The following is a 21,332-nucleotide window of genomic DNA, read 5'->3' on the forward strand; positions in this document are numbered from 1 at the left end:
TGTTACTTATGCACTTAAAAGGTACTAATGCAGAATTTTGTTGGTTGCACAACCAGCGCCAGCCTTCTGCCCCAGTTCGTTGAAACATAACATAGCTGAAATACGCAGATACTCGACTACCTCAAAGTATGCGCGCTCGGCTTCTTCGTCTTCATCTACGGCGAAATCGAGCTTGGCAATTTCAACCATGTCATCAATCACTTCGCGAACGTCTTCTGACAGTCCGCTCAGGTTCGTCTGGTTCACGCCAAAACCGACTAAAAACGATTGAACACAGCTAATCATGCTCGATAAACGCTCAAACAGTGATTCATGATCACTTGGTAGCAACAAATTAAAACCTAAATCGGGGTCACGCATACTGGCACAGATATCAGCTGCCATTTCGATAACGCGCTCGCGTACGGCTGGTTTAAACGACTGGCCTTCGTGAATGAGATCGCTAAGCAGCAATAGCCAATCGTCACCCTCAACACTAGCGCCACCTGCGATCATGCCGGTTAAAATACCGTGCACTTCGGCGGCATTCGATAAAATTCCGTTTTGCTCGAAAAACTCGGTTAAACGGTCGTAACTTAATGGGTTAGCTTGGCTGCTACCAATTTCTGACATAATCGTTGTACTCTTATCGTTCTTTACGCACATCCTACCATTGCAAAGCTATTCAGGCTAGCTGACAAACCCCCGTAGGACGTGCCATAATATGGCTAATTCCAAGCATAAGAATAGTACAAGCACAGAGGAAGCGGCATGAGTCAACGCGCCATGGACATAAGATTGATGGAACGTCACTACAAAGTGAATTGCCCACCGGGGCAAGAGGTTGCTTTGCAGCAGGCTGCTGATCGCTTGAATAATAAGCTGGAAACGATTCGTACCAACACCAAGTTGTCGAATCCTGAGCAAATTGCAGTAATGGCTGGGTTAAATTTGTGTCATGAATTTGCGCAAGAGGAAAAGCGTCAGCAACAGCGCATCGCTGATCTCGAAGAAAAATTAAAACTCCTGCAAGAAACTCTTGAACAAGTCATGGCGGAACAGCGCCCCGGACGTTAAAATACTCACATTATGACTGCCTGGGATGTGCGCCAGCACGCCGATGTCCCTGAGCCGATGCTAGCAGTAAAGGGGCTCACTGGGCGGCTATTGAGCAAGCTCGACTAGTATCGAGAAGCCTGCGGCCGTTTCAATTGCGCCCCGCCTTGAACCAGTGGGTTCAAGGGCTAAGGCACAGCAGCGGCATTCTGGGTAGTCCCCCTTTCGAAAACCGTTATTCGTTATTCGTTATTCGTTATTCGTTATTCGTTATTCGTTATTCGTACAAGATTGTTTTGTCTTTTTCGAATAACGAATAACTAGTAACGATTAACGCTTTTGCTTTTCGCTTTTCACCATTTCACGGACGTCGGCGAGGAGTTGTTGAGCGTCGTAAATAATGCCATCTTTAATCGTGTAACGAATACCCTTCGTGCGAATCGGCTGATTATTTTCATCCAACTTGTAATGACCCGTACCGTACAAGACTTTGAAATTCGCTAATGGGTTCTCGTCGACGATGATGAGGTCGGCTTTCTTGCCCGGTACCACGCTGCCAATTTCATCTTCAAGGCCAAGTGCTTCGGCGCCGTTTAAGGTGGCCGATTGAATTACTTCAAGGGCGTTAAAGCCCGCTTCGCGCAGCAGCTCGAGTTCGCGAATGAAACCGAAGCCGTAGATTTTGTAGATATAGCCTGCGTCAGAACCTGTCGTTACACGGCCGCCATGGTTTTTAAAATCGTTCAAAAAGGTCATCCACAGCTGGTAGTTTTTGCGCCATGCGACTTCTTCGTCGGTAGTCCAGTCAAACCAGTATGAACCGTGTGCATAACGGCTTGGCGTGAAGAAATCCCACAGCTGCGGCAGGGTGTATTCTTCGTGCCAAATCGCGCGACGCTCACGCATTAGGTCACGGCTTGCTTCATAAATAGTGAGGGTTGGGTTGATGGTGAAATCGCGTGCAATGAGTTCATCTCGCACTTTATTCCACTGCTCAGAACCAGGTTCTGCCGCTTGCGCCCATAAGCGCCCTGCTTCACGGAAACGATCCTGCTCGTTGTTGTAGTTATAATCCGCTGGATAATTCTGAATACGCTGACCGGTAAATAACGCTTCTGGTAAACCATACCAGTGTTCCATGCTACCAAGACCGAGGCGCGCCGAATCGATCACACTGGTGCGTACCACATTCAATTGGGCGTGGTGCATCATGGTGCCGAGGTTTTGTTTATTGGCCTCGTCTAAGGCTGCCGCCATGACTTTTGGCGTTGCGCCGAAAAATTTGATGCCAGACGCGCCTTGGCGTTTGATTTTACGCACCCAATCACGCGCTTGTTCACCATTAAAAATCGGCTCTTCCGCCCCCATGCCGAAGCCGGCAAATGGAACAATCCGAGGCGAAACAATGGCATTTTTCTCGGCTTGTTGTTGATGCCACTTAGTCCAATCGAGGCCGTTGAAGCTACCTGGTTCACGCACGGTGGTAATACCGTGGGCTAACCAAAGTTTGAGTACATATTCCGCTGGAATGCCTTCGGCTGAGCCACCAATATGACCGTGCATATCGATAAAGCCAGGCAACACATACTTGCCATGCGCATTAAGCTCTTGGTCATTCGGCCCCGCAATTGGGCGACCTTCGTCTTTAATTGGCACACCTGGGTAGCCGACGCTCACCACGTTTACAATACGATCATCTTCAATCACGATATCGACTGGGCCTTGCGCTGGCGCCCCTTCGCCGTTTATCAACGTGGCACCACGAATAATCAGTCGATCGTATGGTCCAGCACCTTGCTCTCCGCGCTCGGGTGCTTTAGGTGGTGCGGCTTGCACCGTCGCGCTGAAAGCGACTGAAAGGGTTAACATGCAAAGAAATTGGCGTATCATGATAAGCACTCACTATTATTTTAATTATGCGTTTTCGCAAGGATATCAGTGCCGTGGCTCAACAGCAATTACGCCGACAACTACTCGACGCACGCGCCAGTCTATCTAGCGTAGCCCGCGATGATGCGGCGTTGCAAGTCGGTGACCACTTACTACAGTTGCCCGAGCTACAACAGCCTTGCCACATTGGCAGTTACTTTAGTGTGAAAGCTGAGCTGCCCACCCATACTATCAATGAGCGTTTGATGGCACAGGGCCATCAGCTCTCGTTACCGATTCTTCATCCTGCTCGCGCTGGGCATTTGTTGTATATGCAGTTAAACCAAACCACAAAGTGGACGCATAATCGATTCGGTATTCCTGAGCCTGAGTTAGATGTGCGTCACGTCACGCCGTTGACGCATATCAATATACTGCTGGTGCCATTAGTTGGCTTTGATGCACATGGCAACCGCATGGGGATGGGCGGCGGGTTTTATGACCGTACCCTCAGTGCTTGGCGAGAAGGTAAAATAAGTCTTCTACCCATTGGTTTAGCGCTGGATTGCCAGTACGTGAACGAATTACCTGTGCAACCTTGGGATGTGCCACTCGAATTGGTCATTACCCCCTCGAAAGTGTGGGATTTCCGGGGCTAAAACTGTATACTAATCGGCCATAGACAACTGACTATGGATACCGCCATGACTACCTCGCAAGACCAGCTAAAAAAGCAAGCCGCTGAAGCCGCCCTAAAGTTCATCGAGCCTAATACCATAGTGGGTGTCGGCACCGGATCTACGGTGAATTTCTTTATCGACGCACTCGCTACCATGAAGCACGACATTGAAGCGGCTGTATCAAGTTCTGAAGCATCCACTGCACGCTTGAAAGCGCATGGCATTGACGTGGTTGAACTAAATAACGTGGCTGATTTACCAGTCTACGTTGATGGTGCCGACGAAATTGATGAACACTTGCGTATGGTGAAAGGTGGTGGCGGCGCATTAACGCGAGAAAAAATTATCGCCGCTGTTGCCGATAAGTTTGTTTGCATTGCCGATCAAAGCAAAGTCGTCGGTCGCCTCGGTTCGTTCCCAATTCCAGTCGAAGTGATTCCAATGGCTCGCTCTTATGTGGCTCGTGAAATTGTGAAGCTAGGCGGCGACCCCGTTTGGCGCCAAGGGTTTGTGACGGACAACGGCAATATCATTCTCGATATTCACAACTTTGATATCTTAGACCCTGTTCAACTTGAGCAACAATTGAATAGTATTGTCGGTGTGGTCACGAATGGCCTCTTTGCCAAACGTGGCGCCAATATCGCAATCATCGCAAGCCCTGACGGCCTGCAATTCATGGAGTAGCTATGAACACCTCGGCATCACCGCAAGTATCGCTTGCAAAAGAACGCATCCAAATATTGTTACTTGAAGGTGTGCACGACAGCGCGATTGAAGTACTTAAACAACATGGGTACACCAATATTAAGGCGCTGAAAACCTCGCTGAACGAAGATGAGCTCTGCGAAGCTATCAAAGACGTTCATTTTTTAGGTATTCGCTCACGCACGCAGTTAACTCCGAAAGTATTCGCTGCCGCCGATAAACTGGCCGCTGTCGGCTGTTTTTGTATTGGCACTAATCAAGTGGATCTTGAATCGGCACGCGATAACGGCGTGGTGGTTTTTAATGCGCCGTTTTCAAATACGCGCAGTGTTGCCGAACTGGTGCTGGCTGAAATTATTATGTTGTTGCGTCGTATTCCGCAGAAGAATGCGGCCGCGCACCGAGGTGGTTGGGATAAAGCGGCAAAAGGCTCGTTCGAAGCGCGCGGTAAAGTACTCGGCATTATCGGCTACGGTCATATTGGTAGCCAATTGAGTATTCTTGCCGAACAACTTGGCATGCAAGTGCGTTACTACGACATTGAAACCAAGCTGTCGCTGGGTAATGCACTACAAGTGAAGCGTCTTGATGATTTATTGAAACAAGCTGACGTGGTGACGTTGCACGTGCCTGAAACGCCGCAAACACAATGGATGATTGGCGCTGAACAGCTAGCAAAAATGAAGCCCGGCTCGGTACTAATTAATGCCTCGCGCGGTACGGTTGTGAAAATCAATGCACTGGCTGATGCCCTTAAGTCAGAGCATTTGGCTGGTGCTGCCATTGACGTGTTCCCAGTTGAACCGAAAGGCAATGACGAGCAATTTGAGTCGCCGCTACGTGGTATCGACAGCTGTATTTTAACGCCTCACATTGGTGGCTCAACGGAAGAAGCCCAAGAAAACATCGGTATTGAAGTGGCCGGTAAACTGGTGCGCTACTCTGATAACGGCTCAACCCTGTCTGCGGTGAATTTCCCAGAGGTTGCATTGCCGGCGCATGAAGGTTCACGTCGCTTGCTACATATCCACGAAAACCGTCCAGGTATGCTGACGCGCATTAACCAATTGTTGGCTGAGCAAAACATCAACGTCTCTGGCCAATACCTGCAAACCGACAGCAAAGTGGGTTACGTGGTGATTGATATTGAAACCCCACCGAAAAGTACCATAGCTGATGATTTGCTTCAGGCAATGCGCAATATCGACGGCACCATTAAAGCCCGCGTGTTGTATTAAAAAAGCCGATGCATTGGCATCGGCTTTTGTCTTTCGTGGTGAGCCTTATTTCTGGCCTTTCACCGTTTGTTCCATCGATTCTGGTGAAACGTGGCGTACATCTTTTCCTTTCACAAAGAAAATAATGTACTCGGCAATGTTCTGACAGCGGTCACCGATACGCTCCAATGAACGTGCTGACCACAAGACGTTCATCACCTTTGGAATACCGCGTGGGTCTTCCATCATGTAGGTCATCAACTGGCGAGTGAGTGCTTCATACTGACGGTCTGCTTGCGCATCCATTTGGTGCACTTCGAACGCCGAGTCAAGATCCATACGTGCAAACGCATCCAAAACACCGTGTAACATTGCTAGAACTTGCTGGCCAAGATTCTCAAGGCTTACCAAGAACTGTTGTTGATCGTTGTTGAAGCTTTCGAGTGCAACTCGCGCAATACGTTCTGCTTCATCACCGATACGCTCAAGATCGGAAATAGTTTTGAAGATTGCGATAATCAAACGCAAGTCGCTCGCCGCTGGCTGACGTTTCGCAATGATCTGCACACACGCTTCATCAATTTGTACTTCAAGTGCGTTAATTTTGTAATCGCGTTGAAGAATTTGCTCTGCCATTTCATGATCAGATTTCTCGATGGCATGCAATGAATCACGCAGCTGTTGCTCAACCAACCCACCCATATTGAGTACTTGGTTACGCACCGCTTCGAGCTCTTCGTTAAATTTACCGGAAATATGCCGGCTCATATTCATCTTATCCATTGCCTGCTCCTATTAACCGTAACGTCCGGTAATGTAGTCTTCCGTTTGCTTCTGTGCCGGTGTGGTAAACAATGTGTTGGTATCGGCATACTCAATCAGTTTACCCATGTACATAAACGCCGTTTGATCAGACACCCGCGCCGCCTGTTGCATGTTGTGCGTTACGATAACCACCGTATACTTTTCTTTTAGCTCGGTAATGAGCTCTTCAATGGTTAGTGTCGAAATTGGGTCCAATGCTGAGGTTGGCTCATCCAACAATAATACTTCTGGCTCGATAGCAATGGCACGCGCAATCACCAAACGTTGCTGCTGACCGCCTGATAGGCCAAAGGCTGATTCGTTGAGACGATCTTTGACTTCATCCCACAACGCCGCACCTTTGAGCGAGCGCTCAACTACTTCATCAAGCGTACGACGATCATTGACGCCTTGTAAGCGCATACCGTACACCACGTTCTCATAAATTGATTTCGGGAACGGGTTTGGACGCTGGAATACCATACCAACGCGACGACGCAACTCAGCGGCATCGACATTTTTGTCGTAGATGTTCTTGTCATGCAACAAGATTTCACCGTTCACGCGGCAAATTTCAACAAGGTCATTCATGCGATTAATACAGCGCAATAACGTTGATTTACCACAACCTGATGGTCCGATAAACGCCGTTACGCGGTTTTTCGGAATGTTCATCGAAATATCATACAGCGCTTGAGCTTCGCCGTAGTGCAAATTCAAATTGCGAATTTCTAACGCGGTTTGCTCAGGCGTCAAATTTGCTAAGTCTAAAGTCTCGACATTGCTAGCATTCGGAGTTACCGAAATCATAGTAGTTAACCTTCTGCCCTAAAATTTATAAACGCTTCAATACTAATCTGTGCTGTCACAATTAGTGTTCAAGCGAACGATACTTTTCACGTAAATGGTTACGCACGCCAATAGCCGTTAAATTCAACCCGACAATGACGGTAACCAATAAGAATGAGGTGGCGTAAACTAATGGACGCGCTGCCTCAACGTTTGGACTTTGGAAGCCCACATCATAAATATGGAAACCTAAGTGCATGAACTTACGGTCTAAGTGGAAGTACGGGAAGTTACCATCAACCGGTAACATCGGCGCCGACTTCACTACACCAACCAACATCAATGGCGCTACCTCACCTGCCGCACGAGCAACCGCGAGAATGAGACCAGTCATAATAGCTGGCGATGCCATCGGTAAGATAATTCGCCACAAGGTTTCCGCTTTTGTTGCACCTAACGCTAAACTACCTTCGCGAAGCGTGCTAGGAATGCGTGACAGGCCTTCTTCGGTAGATACAATGACTACCGGTAGCGTCAAAATCGCCAAAGTAATCGCTGACCACATGACGCCTGGGGTACCAAAGGTTGGGCTTGGTAGCGCTTCTGGATAGAAGATTTGGTCTAACGACCCACCAACCATGTACACAAAGAAGCCTAAACCAAATACACCATAAACAATTGATGGTACGCCGGCGAGGTTAATCACCGCGATACGAATCAAGCGCGTGACGGCATTCTTACCCGCGTATTCGTGCAAATAGACCGCCGCGATAACCCCAAATGGCGTCACAATCACCGACATCAACAGCACCATAAATACGGTACCGAAAATAGCTGGGAATACCCCACCTTCGGTGTTAGCTTCGCGCGGGTCTTCGGTGACAAACTTACCAATTTGCACAAAGAAGTGACCGATTTTACTGAACACCCCCATATCATTCGGGAACGTCGCATCGAGCACGCGATACATCGGTAAAGTCACTTCCATACCGCGCATATCGCGCATCACCACACTGTCACGGTTCGCTGCATCACGGTATTCAAACAGCTCTTTTTCAAGCTCTTGATAAGCGTCACGAAGCGCCTGTTCTTCATTGGCGATGCGTTGTTGCTCGGCTTCGGTTAATTTCCCTTCGAGATCCAGCGCTCGGCTTTCAAGACGTAACTGGTTCAATTCGTAGTTAATTGCACCAATCTCGCCCTGCTGAAGGTCGGCCGCTTTTTCATTGAGTTCAACAGCGCGCTCAATACGCTCAAACAATACGTCACGGATATTATCAGAGTTCGCCACCGACTCACCGTTCTCCAGCACGTCAACGACATAACCGTAGAAATTGCCATCTTTTGCACGCTCAATAACCGCGAGGTCTTTTGGTGTTTCATCGCGAATAATTTGCGGCTCCATCACCCACATGAAATCAAGCGGTACAAATTCACGGTTACCAACCTTGAACAGTTGACGCTCAAGCGTGATTCCTTCAAACCCATCCAGCTGAACGCCAGATTCTTGTAACCGCTCAATTGGAATTTCTTCACGATCGTATACTTCGCCGATAATTACTTGGGTGCTACCGTCATTGGCACGCACTTCAACTTCGTGAATGGCTGCTGGCCAGAAAAATGACAAGCCCCGCCAAGCAATCAGCGCAAGTAAGCCGAGCACAGCAATAAGGCTGACACTGACTGCGCCCGCGGTAAGCCAAATATACGGTTTTCCTGTTTTAAACCATTTATTCATGGACATCCTCACGCTTACATCGAGCTATATTTTTCGCGCAGACGCTGACGCACCAATTCGGCGAGCGTATTAAACACGAAAGTGAAAACAAACAAGACAAATGCGGCCAAGAATAAGATGCGGTAGTGCGAGCTACCTACTTCTGATTCAGGCATCTCAACAGCGATATTCGCCGAGAGTGTGCGCATACCTTCGAAAATATTCCAATCCATAATTGGCGTGTTACCGGTCGCCATTAACACAATCATCGTTTCGCCGACGGCACGTCCGAGCCCCATCATCACCGCAGAGAAAATACCTGGGCTGGCCGTTAACAACACAACTTTCGTTAAGGTCTGCCAGGTTGTCGCACCGAGTGCTAATGAACCATTCGACAAGTGTTTCGGTACACTGAACACCGCATCTTCGGCAATCGAGAAAATGGTTGGGATGACAGCAAAACCCATCGCGATACCGACAACTAACGAATTACGTTGGTCGAAGGTGATACCCAGTTCATTAGTGATGTACTGACGAACGTTGCCATCAAATAATACGGTTTCAACCCACGGCGACAGTTCGAACGAGAACCATCCGACAAAGCCGACTATCGGTAATAAAATAAGTGCCGCTCGACCATCCGTGAATCGGTTGCGCCATACTTTTGGTAAGACACTACTAAGCGCTGCAAATAGCACGATCGCAAGTGGTACCAGTATGATTGTTGCAACAATACCCGGTAGGTAATTCTCGATAATTGGCGCAAGCCAGAGACCGGCCAAGAAACCTAAGATAACCGTTGGCAAGGCTTCCATAATTTCAACGGTAGGTTTCACCACTTTACGCACGCTTGGCGACATAAAGTATGCTGTATATACCGCAGCGGCTAAGCCAATTGGCACCGCAAACAACATGGCGTAAGCGGCGGCTTTAATCGTACCGAACGAAATCGGCACTAAACTGAATTTTGGCTCAAAATCATCTGAACCTGACGTCGATTGCCAGACGTATTGCGGCTCAGGGTAACCTTCGTACCAAACTTCCTGCCAGATACCGCTCCAGGTGACTTCAGGGTGTTCGTTCTCAAGGTTGAATGTATGAAGTTCACCCTCACTTTGCATTAACAAAGTATTTGCTCGTGGGTCAATGACAACCTGTTCTGCGTGTAAGTCATCAACATGAGAGAGATAAAGTTCGGCCTCCGAGGTGGTATGGAACACACCAACTTCGCCGCTTTCAGAAATACTGTAGAAAGTACGACGAAAATATTCGGCGACGATATCTTTGATAGCTGAGTTACCGGCTTTAAATTCACGAATATATTGATACTGGCGACCATTTTCGCCAGACACTTCAAACCATTGCGTAATTAGGCCATTCGCATGTCCAAACATGATTGAACTTGCACCGGCCAGCAACTGCATGGTGGTCACTTCACCGAAACGGCGGCGATCAATGTTTAACAATTGACGCTCGGTTACCTTACCGGTGCGCGACACGTCGTAAACATAAAAGCGATTCGCTTGACGAACGAGCACTTGGCGTAAATCTGGGGTAACAACTAAGTCATCAACCGCGCCATTTATTGGTAGCTCAGTGAATTTCGATTTTAATTCAACTTCACCCGTTAAAAAGCTTCGGTTAGCTTGCAAGAAGTTCACGATTACTTGGTCATCTGCCGTTACACCGGCAAATAGCTGCGATTCACCGTCGTACTCGTACGCTAACTTCACTAACGTGCGCTGTTGCGGATCAACCTGTACCAAGTCGCCGTCATTAGCGAAGTCAACCACAGGGGTTGTTAAGCGACGGCCATCGGTAAACTTGGTGCGGAATTTAGGCTCAATAACGCGCGCTTGACCATCCGCCACAGCATAAGCGTAGCGCTTATTTTGCGGCTGCGTGGCGGCGAATGCGGTTGGTTGTTCAGCAACCTGCTCTGACAACAGGAGTTGCCCTGGCTGCCAATCGGTGCCTGGTTTTTGCTTTAATGCAAAGAAACTCAGTTCACCAGCGTCACTGAAACGAAAGCCGATTTCCGATTGTTCTTCCATGCCCATCGCCACGGTTTGACCCTGACCAGGTACAGAGAACGATTGTTGGTGTTCAATATCAACACCGCGGAAAATCGGTTCAACCACATATAACAAGTAAAAGAAAATCAGTAGCAGTGCAATTAGAACTAAACCGCCGCCGAGAGTAACCCCCCAGCGCGCGGCCTTGTCTTTAATCAATCGCACATTACTGGCTCCCAACTCAGCGCGTTGTGATGCCGCCATTGCTGCCTCTTTAAGATTAAATGAATACCATAAACCTACTGCAGCATAGTATAGACACGTTCTATGACAGTATTGTTACAGTGTTGTCATATTCCTGACATTTTTCTGTCATGCAACGCTCACAAGCGAGGCGCTGTCTGGTTTTTCGCCAGATAAAATTTCCGGTGCTTGCGTCGATTTTATATGCGCTAAATTTAGAACCCACATGGCGACCCGCGACTGACCAATGCCACCACCGATGCACTCTGGCAATTCACTCTGCAGTAGTTGCTGATGCCATGCTTGCTGCAATATTGACTCGCATGAACGCACATAAACTTGATGTTGTAGCGCGGCTGCGTCTACTCGAACTCCCATAGATGATAACTCAAGTGCGTCGTTTATCGCACTATGCCAAACCAATAAATCGCCGTTTAGTCCGGCATATTCTGTTTCGGTTGCTGTGCTCCAATCATCATAATCCGGCGCTCGATTATCGTGAACGGTTCCATCTGCCAGCTCGCCACCAATACCGATGATGAATACAGCTTTATGTAACTTTGTGAATTCAGCTTCACGCTGCTTTGGTGTCAATTGCGGATACATTTGTCGCAATTGCTCGGAGTGGATAAACACAACTTCTTCGGCCAAATGCGTTTGATGCTCCGGGTTAAACTCCATATAGAGCTGACGCAACCCCGAGTAAATTTTAGCAACCGTTGCTTTTAATGTTTCCAGAGTGCGGTCGCTGGGTAGAATCACTTGCTCCCAATCCCATTGTTCAACGAGAACGCTATGCCGCTCACTGAGTTGCTCTTCGTCAGCTCGGATGGCTCGCATTTGTGCGACAATGCCTTCGCCGACCGAGCATTCGTAATGCGCCAACGCACTGCGTTTCCACTTCGCTAATGAATGCACAATTTCATACTCTTGTTGCTGCGCACGAACGAACACAGACACAGCTTTTTCATAGCCGCTTAAATTATCCTGTAGGCCAGAGTTTTTCCGCACCATCAGCGGGGCTTGAACTTCAGTTAGGTTGAGCTTTTCACAGAGTAACTCGGTGAAGCGTTGTTTGAGTTGGGCGGTTTGTTGTTGGTGCTTGAGCATAGGGGCCTCTTTAAACTAAGAACGTTGTTCGTTATTCGTTATTCGTTGTTCGTTATTCGTTAGTCGTTAGTCGTTAGTCGTTGTTCGTTAGTCGTGCGCTGCGCTGTTTGTGCGCTGCGCTGTTCGTTAAAGACAAGATAAAATAAAACACAAAAGACAATAACCTCAATACCGTCTATTTAATTTAGCTTTTGGCGATGAAATTAATCTTTTAATTGGCTTTTATATTAGATATTGTTTAATTCTGTTGGTGGAAAACGGGTGGGAATTAGATGATCGATGATTTGGATAGAGCGATAATTTCGACGTTGCAAGAAAATGCGCGGGTATCTTATGCGGAAATAGCTAATATTGAAGGCGTGAGTCCGGCGACAATTCATGTTCGCATTGAGAAACTTCGGCAGGCAGGGATTATTACGGGAACGCACATTCATGTCGATCCGCGTAAGCTTGGGTATGACGTTTGCTGCTTTATTGGAATCAATTTAGCGCGTGCGGGTGATTATCCTAGCGCTCTTCAGCAACTGAATGCTCTACCCGAGGTCGTTGAGGCGCATTACACTACCGGACAGTACAGTATATTTATTAAGGTGATGGTGCGATCGATTGATGACTTGCAGAATTTACTCATCAATAAAATTCAACCAATTGAGGAAATTCAGGCTACTGAAACGTTGATTTCGTTACAGCAGCCCATCATGCGACAAATTCAAGTCTAAACAAAAAAAAGCCCCGAGATTCGGGGCTTTTGTCGCTATCTATTCGAGGCTTAGTTTAAGCCTAAACGCTCAAGCTCTTGTTCAACAACAACGCGTGGTACAGGAATGTAACCGTCTTTGTCGACAATTTCTTGACCAGTTTTTGACAGAACCATTTTCAAGAATTCTGCTGTTGCTGGGTCAAGTGGCTTGTTCGGGTGCTTGTTCACGTAAACGTACAAGAAGCGAGACAGTGGGTACTTACCAGCTAATGCGTTCTCGGTGCTTGCATCGATGAACTCTGAACCTTCTTCAACTGCTAATGGGACAGTTTTTACGCCAGAAGTCATGTAGCCGATGCCTGAGTAACCAATGGCGTTCAATGATGTTGAAACTGATTGAACCACCGACGCTGAACCTGGTTGTTCGTTCACATTGTTACGGAAGTCACCATCACACAACGCTACTTCTTTAAAGTAACCGTAGGTACCTGATACCGAGTTACGACCGTAGATTTGCAAGTCACGGTTTTCCCAGCTACCAGTCAGACCTAAGTCGCCCCAACGGCGTACTTCTTCGTTAGCACCGCATAAACGAGTGCTCGAGAAGATAGCGTCAACTTGGGCAATCGTTAAACCTTCAATTGGGTTATCTTTGTGCGCGAATACAGCCAAAGCATCAATGGCAACACGAACCGGAGTTGGTTTGTAACCGTGGCGCTTTTCGAATGCTTCGATCTCTTTCGCTTTCATAGCGCGGCTCATTGGGCCAAAGTTCGAAGTACCTTCGGTTAATGCTGGTGGCGCAGTTGACGAGCCAGCGGCTTGAATTTGCATATTAACGTTAGGATATAAACGCTTAAATTCTTCCGACCAGAACGTCATCATGTTTGCCAACGTGTCTGAACCGACTGATGATAGGTTGCCTGAAAGACCACTTACTTTTTCATATTCAGGTAAGTCGTCAGTTGCTTTTTGTGCGCTTGCAGAGAAACTTAATAAACCTGCAACTGCAGCGGTAATTAATGCCGATTTGAATTTCATAATTGACTCCAATCGTGATGTTAAGCCGGTTAAAAACCGGCGGTTGTAATCAGTAACTGGAATCAAGTTTAGTTGGTCAATGTGACAGTATTGTGACATTTATGACAGAAGTGTCATTTTTTTATCACAAGTTCTTCAGAAATACGGAAAGAAAATTTCGAACCGCGACCTACAACCGAATCGATAAGCAATCGACTGTGGTGATGCTCTAACGCCTGCTGAACAATCGCTAAGCCAAGCCCTGACCCGCCTTTCTTACTGTTGCGATCTTTATCAACACGATAAAAACGCTCGGTCAGGCGACCAACGTGCTCGGCTGGAATACCTGGACCGTTGTCCTGTACTGAAAATTCAGCATCCTGCCCAACCATTTTCCACGTTACTTTTATTTCGCCATGCGGCTGCGTGTAATGAATGGCATTGGTAATGAGGTTTGAAAATACACTGCGTAATTCATCTTCAATGCCGTGAATATGAATGTCGGCAATATCAAACACCAACGTGTGCTGTTTTTCTTGGTTGAGGCGCTCGGCGTCATTCTTAATGACTTCGAGTAAACTCGGCACATTCACTGTACGTTCAAACATATCAGTTCGGTGAACATCCATGCGCGACAGCGACAACAACTGGTCAACTAAGTTACGCATGCGCTCACTTTGTGCCTGCATGTCAGTAACGGCTTTCGTTAACATTGCAGGCGGCAATGAAGCCGGCTCATCGAGCATTTCCAAATAACCTTGCAGCACCGTTAACGGTGTTTTGAGTTCATGCGATACGTTGGCGACGAAATCTTTGCGCATTTGTTCTAACTGTTTCAGCTGCGTCACATCACGCGCCATTAATAAGTATTGGTCGTCACTGTAGGGCATGATACGAATTTCGAGTTCAACATCTTCACGTACCGGCGATGGCAAATGAATATCTTCACTGAAATCGCCTTTTTGCAGGTAGGCAATAAATTCAGGGTGACGAATTAAATTTGAAAGGCGGATACCGGTGTCAGCAGGCCATTTAAGGCCGAAGTAAAACTGGCCAAGTTTATTACACCAGATTAAGCCGCCATCTTTACGAAATACAATGGCCGCATCCGGAATGGCTTCTGAAGCTTCCCGAAAACGGCGTAGTAATCGGGCCAATGCGCGGCGACGCTGCTGACTGCGTCGTTGTGTACGATAAATACCATCGTAAATATAACTCCAGCTACCAGGCGCACTCGGAGGAAGCATGGTGCGGCGGTGCCAGAGCCAATCGACAAGTTTATATTGGTAGTAGTAATGCCAAACGACGAGTGTGATCAATGAAAGCGCTAATGTCGCCCAAAAATAGCCGAGCAACCAACCGAAAAAGCCTACTGGAACAATAAACCACAGTAGGCCTTTAAGAATAAATATAACGGAGTAACGACGATCCATGCTTAGCGGTGGCTCCGTTTAACTTTTTGAAAAACGATAGCCAACACCGCGTACGGTTTGCACCAAACGATCGTGTCCATGCGTTTCCAACGCCTTACGCAAGCGGCGGATGTGAACATCGACAGTACGGTCTTCCACATACACGTTGGTTCCCCAAACATGATCTAATAACTGTTCACGACTATACACCCGATCAGGGTGCGTCATAAAGAAGTGCAGCAATTTAAATTCAGTGGGTCCCATATCGAGGCGGTCATTAAATGCAGTCACTCGATGCGATACCGGATCAAGACGCAATCCTTCAATCTCAAGTGGCTCGTCTAGTGCTGTCGGGGCGACGCGACGAAAAACAGCACGCATGCGCGCCATCAACTCTTTTGGTGAAAACGGTTTGGTCATGTAATCGTCTGCACCCACTTCAAGCCCCCGAACTTTGTCTTCTTCCTCTCCGCGAGCTGTAAGCATGATGATTGGAATTGCGCGGGTAAAGTCATCACCTTTTAACTTTTTCGCTAGTTGAATGCCTGAACCACCAGGAATCATCCAATCTAGCAAAATCATATCAGGGAATGGCTCAACTACTTTCTCAAGCGCCGACTGATAATCGCCGGCTTCTACCGCTTGATAGCCATGCTGTTCCATGACGAAACTCAACATTTCACGAATCGGAGCTTCATCTTCAACAATCAGTATCTTTCTGGACATGTGCGTCACCTAATTTGTTACTAGCACGGCCGATTATCTAGATACTTTATGACACTTTTATGAAAACCAGCAAATTTGTGTCATTTATTTTAATTGAATGTCAATCCACACTAAACGATGGTCTGACGAAGCGCCTCTTGAACTCACTAGTTCGGCTTTTGGTTCACCTGTTGCAGGCCAGAACACACCGGATTGAATGAGTTCGATGCCAAACACCGATGGCAACACGTAATCGGCGCGCTTGCGCCAGCTTGCCGTATGCGTCGCTGCTTGCTGATTATCTGGTGTATGTTGCGCCCCGCCAACACTTGTTGGAGTTTTGTCAGCGTTGACTAACGAATGTTCTAGTAACTGTTCGATGGCTCCGGGAACATTATCTTCGCTTTCAATCGACGCATTTAAATCACCGGCAATCACGAACGCTTGTTTCTCACCAAGCCCCCCAGTTACGCCGTTATCATCGTAAATATAATCACTTAAATGCGGCTGAATGTAGTCGGCCCAAAACCGAATCTCATCGAAATTACGTCGACCATTACGATCTTCTTTACCATCAAAAACCGGCGGGGTTGGATGGCTCACCAATAGGTGCAAGTCGTGCCCATTCACGTCAATTGGCACATCCCAGTGCGACTTGGAGCTAAGACGAAACTCTTGCCATGCTTCGGCGCTGTAAAACGGCTCGGAAGTATTAGGATTGATAGGCGCCAACGCGCCCGGCATGTCTTTCCATTTGAATAACTGGAACGTGCGGACATCGTCGGTTTTGATTGGGTATTTGGATAAAACCACCATACCGTACTGTCCTGGGTACCAGCCAAAGCCCCATGCATCGTTACCGGTGCCACTCGCCACGCCATCACCGCTTAAGTCATAGGGGCTCGGCACTCCGGTATTGACCGGCGCGAGATATACATAGGGATAATCGATTGGCGATTCACCGTTCTGACTTTGTTGGAGGTAATCATTTCTAAAAACGTTAATACCTTGATTGACATCAACATAATCAAATTCATTTAGCACCAACACATCGGGACGCGTGTGCTGAATAATTTCCGCGATGGCTTTAATTTGCGGGTGTTGTTGCGCTAATGCATCGGTAAGCGCCGTCGCGCCCTGCGTTTGAACTTGTTCGTTCGTTAAATAATTACTGGCGTCCATGCTCACGTTAAAAGTAGCAACACGCAGTGAAACTGGTTCTGAAATTTTTTCTGGGGGCATATCGCATCCCGCAATCAATAGGGTAAGTATTGGAAAAATAAGGGCTGTATAGAATTTCATCGGTAGAGCTGTTCCCGAGTTGGGGTTGCTGTGACAAGTTTCAAGAATAAAGGTTCAATTTAACCTGTGCAATCTATTCAGAAAGTGCGTAAAATATTGTCACATAAATGACACGTTTTCGTGAAAGAATCACACACGTGTCATCAAGGCGTAATAAATGCGGTATAGCTTTGGACCAAATTTAACTACAACCAACAACCCAGGAAAATAAAATGAGCACCTCAATGCGATTTTCGCGTACTGCCAGTGCGATTGCTGTGGCCTTAGGCCTAGCGTCAGGCGCTGCTGTTGCGCAAGATACTTCGTCATCTATGCGTGGTTTTATTGTCGGCCCTACTGGAGAAGGCGCGGCAAATACTAAAGTCATCATAGAACACGTTCCATCAGGCAGCCGTTTAGAAGTAACTACGGACGAAACCGGTAACTTCATTGCGAGCGGTCTACGTGTAGGCGGCCCATACCGAGTTACTCTTGATTCAGATGTATACCGCGATGCGACTTACTCTGAAGTGTTCCTTAAGCTAGGCGAAACTTATCGTTTAACTGCGCAGTTAGAAGCCAACAACGTTGAGCGTATCAGCGTTACTGGTACTGCGATTAACCCAACAAGCTTGAACAGTGGTTCTACAAGCTCATTTGGTGAAGATAACATTCGCAACATGCCAACTTTCAACCGCGACTTGAAAGACATTATTCGCCAAAACCCACTAGCAGTTAACTTGGCTGATGAAGATAGCTCGTTGACTGTTGCTGGTAGCAACCCGAAATACAACTCAATTACTGTTGACGGTATCGGCCAGAACGATGACTTTGGTCTGAACAGCAACGGTTACCCAACTCAGCGTTCACCAATTTCTGTTGCAGCAGTAGAGCAATTGTCAATTGACGTTGTTCCTTTCTCAGCAAAAGACGGTGGATTCAGCGGCGCGAAAATCAACGCTGTAACTAAGTCTGGTACCAACGAATTCGAAGGCGAAGTATTCTATGAATACACGAGCGATTCATTAACTGGTAACCCAGAGCCTTCGCGTTACGAGCCAGATTCAGCAGCACCTGATTTAGACTTTTCTGAAAAAACTTGGGGCTTCGCCGTTGGCGGTCCTATTATTCAAGATAAGTTGTTCTTCTTCGTAAACTACGAGAAATATGAAGAGCCAAAATCAATCGAGCGTGGTCCGATTGGTGCAGCGGCAAACCAACAAGCTTCTGTAACTTCTGAAGAAGTTGATCAAATTACTCAAATCGCACGCGACGTTTATGGCGTTGACGTAGGTACTTGGAACACCAATCCAGTACAAGACGACGAGAAAATGTTGATCAAACTCGATTGGAACATCAACAACAACCACCGTGCAGCATTTACTTATCAGACAGCTGAAAGTAACGCGACAAACAACAACGCTGGTAGCTCAAGCACTCTACCATTGTCTTCACGTTGGTATGACAAAAACGAGAAACTTGATGCCATGGCATTACAAGTTTACTCAAACTGGAACAGTAACTTCTCAAGTGATATCAAAATCTCACGTAAAGAAGTTGAAACGGCTCAAGCGCCATTACTTGGTTTGAACTTCGGTCAAGTGAACATCCGTACTGCGAACGGTACCGTACAAATCGGTCCTGACCAGTACCGTCACGCGAATGCTTTAGAAAATACCACCACTGAATTCCAATTCAACGGTGAATATTTGCTTGGTGACCACGCGATTGGTTTCGGTTACGAGTATGAAGAAGTCGAAATCTTCAACTTGTTCGTTCCACAGTCTTTGGGTGTTTGGGATTTCGATACTATCGAAGACTTCCAAAACCAAGAAGCAAGCTTCTTCTCATATCGTAACGCGTTTACTAACAACGCGAACGACGGCGCTGCAAGCTTAACTCCAGCTACTCACGCATTCTATATCGAAGATACTTGGTCACCAACTTGGGACCTCGAAGTAAGCTACGGTTTACGTTACGAGCGTCAATCAGTTGACGGTTCACCACGTTACAACCAAAACTTCGAAGATCGTTACGGCTTTGCTAACACTGAAAACTTAGACGGTCGTGATATCTGGATGCCGCGTGCTGGCTTCAAATATCAGTTGAACGACAACTATCGTTTACGTGGTGGCTTCGGTCGCTATGCCGGTGGTCGTCCAAATGTTTGGATCTCAAACGCTTACTCAGTTGACGGCGTAACAGTTGTTGACGCGCCAAGCTCAGTAACTGAAGGTTATTACTCAGGTGCTGACATCACGACGATTCCACAAGAAGTTCGTGATAGCTTGACTGCTGGTGACGGTAACACAACACCAATCGATCCAAACTTCGAATTACCAAACGAATGGCGTTACAGCTTAGCGCTTGATTACGAGGGAAGCCTTGGTTTCTTAGGTGATGACTGGTACGCAAGTGCTGAATACATCCGTACTCGTAAGCAAAACGATGTTCGCTGGGTTGATTTAGCGCGTCGTCCATTAACTGATGCTGATGGCAACGTGGTAACTACCTCTGACGGCGGTCGTATTATCTATGTAGTTGACGATCCGTTAGATGACTTTACCCCAACTGAAATCGGTGAATTCGGTGGTGTTAACCGCTATGACATATTACTGACTAACGGCTACGGCGGTAACAGCAACATTTACACCTTCTCACTTGGTAAAGCGTTTGAGAACGGTTTCACATTAAACACTTCATACACTCACCAAGACGTGAATGAAGCGGTTAACGGTGGTTCTTCGCAGGCAGCATCGAACTATCAATATGTGACAGCGCTTGACCGTCAAAACCCATTACCTGCAACTGCTGGTTATGAAATTGAGCACCGTTTTGTTGTAACCGCTCAATACAGCACTGAGTTCTTTGAAGGCTATGAGTCGAAATTCTCAATGTTCTTCGAGCGTGTATCAGGTCGTCCATTTAGCTACGTTATGAGCTCATTCCGTGACTCTGACTTAGGTGACCAATCATCGTTCAACAGCTCAAGCCAGTACTTGGTATACATCCCAACTGGTGCTGATGACCCGAACGTTGTATACAGCGGTGGTTTGACTTATGACGATTTGGCACAAATCATTGCTGACAAAGGTCTTGAGCAATACGCTGGCGGCTACACTGGTCGTAACGAAGCGCGTGGTCCATGGAACACCAACATCGACTTCCGCTTTGAGCAAGAGCTTCCTGGTTTGTGGGAAGGTCACACCGGTGCTGTGTATCTTGACGTGAAAAACGTGGTTGCATTGTTCGATAAAGATGCAGCGCAACAACACGTTATCCCGTTTGCTGATACAACCCAAGGTATCGTTGACTTCGGTGGTTTAACTGACGAAGGTCAATACATCTATGCGCCAGTGTTCGGCGGCTTAGATGACTATGCACCGACTCGTTATCGTGCAGAAGCTTCAACTTGGCAAGTTAAAGTGGGTATCCGCTACAACTTCTAAGCGAAAAGCTTAAAAAGCATAGAAAGCCCTCGCATCTGCGGGGGCTTTTTTTTATGATGCGCACACGTTCATTCAGTTGAAGAAGCTTATGGATCACGAGTTTTACATGCAGCGTGCACTCGAGCTTGCCGCAATTGCGGCGGAGCAGTACGACGAAGTACCCGTTGGCGCAGTGCTAGTTTTAAATGACGAGATTATTGGAGAGGGTTTTAATCAAGTCATCACTCTCAATGATCCGTCGGCTCATGCCGAAGCGCAGGCCATTCGTGCTGCTGGCAAGCACCTAGGCAACTATCGCTTAGTTGATACCACACTTTATGTAACGCTAGAGCCGTGCGCGATGTGTGCGGGGCTAATGACTCATGCGCGCGTGAAAACTTTAGTTTATGGTGCCACAGACCCGCGTACTGGGGCTGCCGGAACGGCTATTGAGGTGATTAATCACCCCAGCATGAATCATAAGATAGAAGTAATTAGTGGTGTATTGGCCGACGAGTGTGGCGATATTTTGCGGCAGTTTTTTCGAAAACGCCGATAAATTTTGAATTCAAAAAGAAAGCCCGGCATGAAGCCGGGCT

Annotated in this window: 18 protein-coding genes and 1 other RNA gene; 8 read left to right on the forward strand and 11 right to left on the reverse strand. The window is 47.2% G+C overall.

From position 1 onward, the window contains the following. Positions 1-24 precede the first annotated feature (24 nt). Complete coding sequence (locus CWI76_RS10155; RefSeq protein ID WP_126760246.1) at positions 25-612, reverse strand: UPF0149 family protein; 588 nt, start codon at positions 610-612, stop codon at positions 25-27. Positions 613-750: 138 nt separating this feature from the next. Between CWI76_RS10155 and zapA the strand changes: the two genes are divergently transcribed. Continuing rightward, positions 751-1,056 (forward strand): cell division protein ZapA, encoded by a 306-nt coding sequence (zapA, locus tag CWI76_RS10160; protein WP_126760247.1) that lies wholly within the window; start codon positions 751-753, stop codon positions 1,054-1,056. Positions 1,057-1,070: 14 nt separating this feature from the next. Then, a non-coding RNA gene (ssrS, locus tag CWI76_RS10165) (6S RNA) lies at positions 1,071-1,255 on the forward strand. Between the two features lie 110 nt (positions 1,256-1,365). Here ssrS and CWI76_RS10170 read toward each other — a convergent pair. Next, on the reverse strand, positions 1,366-2,904 hold the full coding sequence (locus CWI76_RS10170) for an amidohydrolase family protein (RefSeq protein WP_241968014.1): 1,539 nt from the start codon (positions 2,902-2,904) through the stop codon (positions 1,366-1,368). A gap of 74 nt (positions 2,905-2,978) precedes the next feature. Here CWI76_RS10170 and CWI76_RS10175 point away from each other — a divergent pair, with 74 nt between their 5' ends. The 3 genes from CWI76_RS10175 to serA are packed head-to-tail and all read left to right on the forward strand — an operon-like array spanning position 2,979 to position 5,530. After that, entirely contained in the window at positions 2,979-3,563 is a 585-nt protein-coding gene (locus CWI76_RS10175; protein WP_157980830.1) for a 5-formyltetrahydrofolate cyclo-ligase, read from the forward strand. A 45-nt stretch (positions 3,564-3,608) separates the two neighbouring features. After that, the gene (gene rpiA / locus CWI76_RS10180) at positions 3,609-4,271 is read left to right on the forward strand and encodes a ribose-5-phosphate isomerase RpiA (RefSeq protein WP_126760250.1); all 663 of its coding nucleotides are present in this window, start codon (positions 3,609-3,611) and stop codon (positions 4,269-4,271) included. A 2-nt stretch (positions 4,272-4,273) separates the two neighbouring features. After that, positions 4,274-5,530, forward strand: a complete 1,257-nt coding sequence (gene serA / locus CWI76_RS10185) for a phosphoglycerate dehydrogenase (protein WP_126760251.1) — start codon at positions 4,274-4,276, stop codon at positions 5,528-5,530. Between the two features lie 45 nt (positions 5,531-5,575). Here serA and phoU read toward each other — a convergent pair whose 3' ends face one another. From phoU to asnA, 5 genes are all read right to left on the reverse strand, one after another. Beyond that, positions 5,576-6,292 carry a phosphate signaling complex protein PhoU gene (gene phoU / locus CWI76_RS10190; RefSeq protein ID WP_126760252.1) on the reverse strand — a complete coding sequence of 239 codons (717 nt, stop codon included), beginning with the start codon at positions 6,290-6,292 and terminating at the stop codon, positions 5,576-5,578. Between the two features lie 12 nt (positions 6,293-6,304). Then, entirely contained in the window at positions 6,305-7,123 is an 819-nt protein-coding gene (gene pstB, locus CWI76_RS10195; RefSeq protein WP_126760253.1) for a phosphate ABC transporter ATP-binding protein PstB, read from the reverse strand. Between the two features lie 61 nt (positions 7,124-7,184). After that, positions 7,185-8,840, reverse strand: coding sequence for a phosphate ABC transporter permease PstA (pstA, locus tag CWI76_RS10200; RefSeq protein WP_126760254.1), 1,656 nt, complete (start codon positions 8,838-8,840; stop codon positions 7,185-7,187). Positions 8,841-8,854: 14 nt separating this feature from the next. Further along, on the reverse strand, positions 8,855-11,098 hold the full coding sequence (locus CWI76_RS10205) for an ABC transporter permease subunit (protein WP_126760255.1): 2,244 nt from the start codon (positions 11,096-11,098) through the stop codon (positions 8,855-8,857). A 108-nt stretch (positions 11,099-11,206) separates the two neighbouring features. Further along, positions 11,207-12,187 (reverse strand): aspartate--ammonia ligase, encoded by a 981-nt coding sequence (asnA, locus tag CWI76_RS10210; protein ID WP_126760256.1) that lies wholly within the window; start codon positions 12,185-12,187, stop codon positions 11,207-11,209. A gap of 272 nt (positions 12,188-12,459) precedes the next feature. On the opposite strand from asnA, the gene asnC reads away from it, so the two are divergent. Beyond that, a complete protein-coding gene (gene asnC, locus CWI76_RS10215) occupies positions 12,460-12,906 on the forward strand; it encodes a transcriptional regulator AsnC (protein WP_126760257.1) in 447 nt (148 codons plus the stop codon). A 50-nt stretch (positions 12,907-12,956) separates the two neighbouring features. Here the strand turns inward: asnC and CWI76_RS10220 are convergent, their stop codons facing one another. The 4 genes from CWI76_RS10220 to CWI76_RS10235 form a co-directional block, all read right to left on the reverse strand. Beyond that, positions 12,957-13,928 carry a PstS family phosphate ABC transporter substrate-binding protein gene (locus tag CWI76_RS10220; protein WP_126760258.1) on the reverse strand — a complete coding sequence of 324 codons (972 nt, stop codon included), beginning with the start codon at positions 13,926-13,928 and terminating at the stop codon, positions 12,957-12,959. Between the two features lie 113 nt (positions 13,929-14,041). Continuing rightward, the gene (phoR, locus tag CWI76_RS10225; RefSeq protein WP_126760259.1) at positions 14,042-15,340 is read right to left on the reverse strand and encodes a phosphate regulon sensor histidine kinase PhoR; all 1,299 of its coding nucleotides are present in this window, start codon (positions 15,338-15,340) and stop codon (positions 14,042-14,044) included. Positions 15,341-15,358: 18 nt separating this feature from the next. After that, positions 15,359-16,045 carry a phosphate regulon transcriptional regulator PhoB gene (gene phoB, locus CWI76_RS10230; RefSeq protein WP_126760260.1) on the reverse strand — a complete coding sequence of 229 codons (687 nt, stop codon included), beginning with the start codon at positions 16,043-16,045 and terminating at the stop codon, positions 15,359-15,361. 84 nt (positions 16,046-16,129) lie between these two features. Continuing rightward, positions 16,130-17,266 (reverse strand): endonuclease/exonuclease/phosphatase family protein, encoded by a 1,137-nt coding sequence (locus tag CWI76_RS10235; RefSeq protein WP_241968015.1) that lies wholly within the window; start codon positions 17,264-17,266, stop codon positions 16,130-16,132. 272 nt (positions 17,267-17,538) lie between these two features. Between CWI76_RS10235 and CWI76_RS10240 the strand changes: the two genes are divergently transcribed. Both CWI76_RS10240 and tadA read left to right on the forward strand, forming a co-directional pair. Beyond that, positions 17,539-20,754: a TonB-dependent receptor gene (locus CWI76_RS10240; protein WP_126760262.1), complete on the forward strand. Its 3,216-nt coding sequence runs from the start codon at positions 17,539-17,541 to the stop codon at positions 20,752-20,754. An 88-nt stretch (positions 20,755-20,842) separates the two neighbouring features. Beyond that, positions 20,843-21,292, forward strand: coding sequence for a tRNA adenosine(34) deaminase TadA (gene tadA / locus CWI76_RS10245; RefSeq protein ID WP_206750229.1), 450 nt, complete (start codon positions 20,843-20,845; stop codon positions 21,290-21,292). Positions 21,293-21,332: the final 40 nt, after the last annotated feature.

The organism is Pseudidiomarina marina, from assembly GCF_003987045.1.
GTDB classification, from domain to species: domain Bacteria; phylum Pseudomonadota; class Gammaproteobacteria; order Enterobacterales; family Alteromonadaceae; genus Pseudidiomarina; species Pseudidiomarina marina.

What these genes read in the sequence shown, in the direction of transcription:
- CWI76_RS10155 (WP_126760246.1), bottom strand. Translation starts at nt 612, where the DNA reads ATGTCAGAAATTGGTAGCAGCCAAGCTAACCCATTAAGTTACGACCGT.
- zapA (WP_126760247.1), top strand. Translation starts at nt 751, where the DNA reads ATGAGTCAACGCGCCATGGACATAAGATTGATGGAACGTCACTACAAA.
- CWI76_RS10170 (WP_241968014.1), bottom strand. Translation starts at nt 2,904, where the DNA reads ATGTTAACCCTTTCAGTCGCTTTCAGCGCGACGGTGCAAGCCGCACCA.
- rpiA (WP_126760250.1), top strand. Translation starts at nt 3,609, where the DNA reads ATGACTACCTCGCAAGACCAGCTAAAAAAGCAAGCCGCTGAAGCCGCC.
- serA (WP_126760251.1), top strand. Translation starts at nt 4,274, where the DNA reads ATGAACACCTCGGCATCACCGCAAGTATCGCTTGCAAAAGAACGCATC.
- phoU (WP_126760252.1), bottom strand. Translation starts at nt 6,292, where the DNA reads ATGGATAAGATGAATATGAGCCGGCATATTTCCGGTAAATTTAACGAA.
- pstB (WP_126760253.1), bottom strand. Translation starts at nt 7,123, where the DNA reads ATGATTTCGGTAACTCCGAATGCTAGCAATGTCGAGACTTTAGACTTA.
- pstA (WP_126760254.1), bottom strand. Translation starts at nt 8,840, where the DNA reads ATGAATAAATGGTTTAAAACAGGAAAACCGTATATTTGGCTTACCGCG.
- CWI76_RS10205 (WP_126760255.1), bottom strand. Translation starts at nt 11,098, where the DNA reads ATGGCGGCATCACAACGCGCTGAGTTGGGAGCCAGTAATGTGCGATTG.
- asnA (WP_126760256.1), bottom strand. Translation starts at nt 12,187, where the DNA reads ATGCTCAAGCACCAACAACAAACCGCCCAACTCAAACAACGCTTCACC.
- asnC (WP_126760257.1), top strand. Translation starts at nt 12,460, where the DNA reads ATGATCGATGATTTGGATAGAGCGATAATTTCGACGTTGCAAGAAAAT.
- CWI76_RS10220 (WP_126760258.1), bottom strand. Translation starts at nt 13,928, where the DNA reads ATGAAATTCAAATCGGCATTAATTACCGCTGCAGTTGCAGGTTTATTA.
- phoR (WP_126760259.1), bottom strand. Translation starts at nt 15,340, where the DNA reads ATGGATCGTCGTTACTCCGTTATATTTATTCTTAAAGGCCTACTGTGG.
- phoB (WP_126760260.1), bottom strand. Translation starts at nt 16,045, where the DNA reads ATGTCCAGAAAGATACTGATTGTTGAAGATGAAGCTCCGATTCGTGAA.
- CWI76_RS10235 (WP_241968015.1), bottom strand. Translation starts at nt 17,266, where the DNA reads ATGCCCCCAGAAAAAATTTCAGAACCAGTTTCACTGCGTGTTGCTACT.
- CWI76_RS10240 (WP_126760262.1), top strand. Translation starts at nt 17,539, where the DNA reads ATGAGCACCTCAATGCGATTTTCGCGTACTGCCAGTGCGATTGCTGTG.
- tadA (WP_206750229.1), top strand. Translation starts at nt 20,843, where the DNA reads ATGGATCACGAGTTTTACATGCAGCGTGCACTCGAGCTTGCCGCAATT.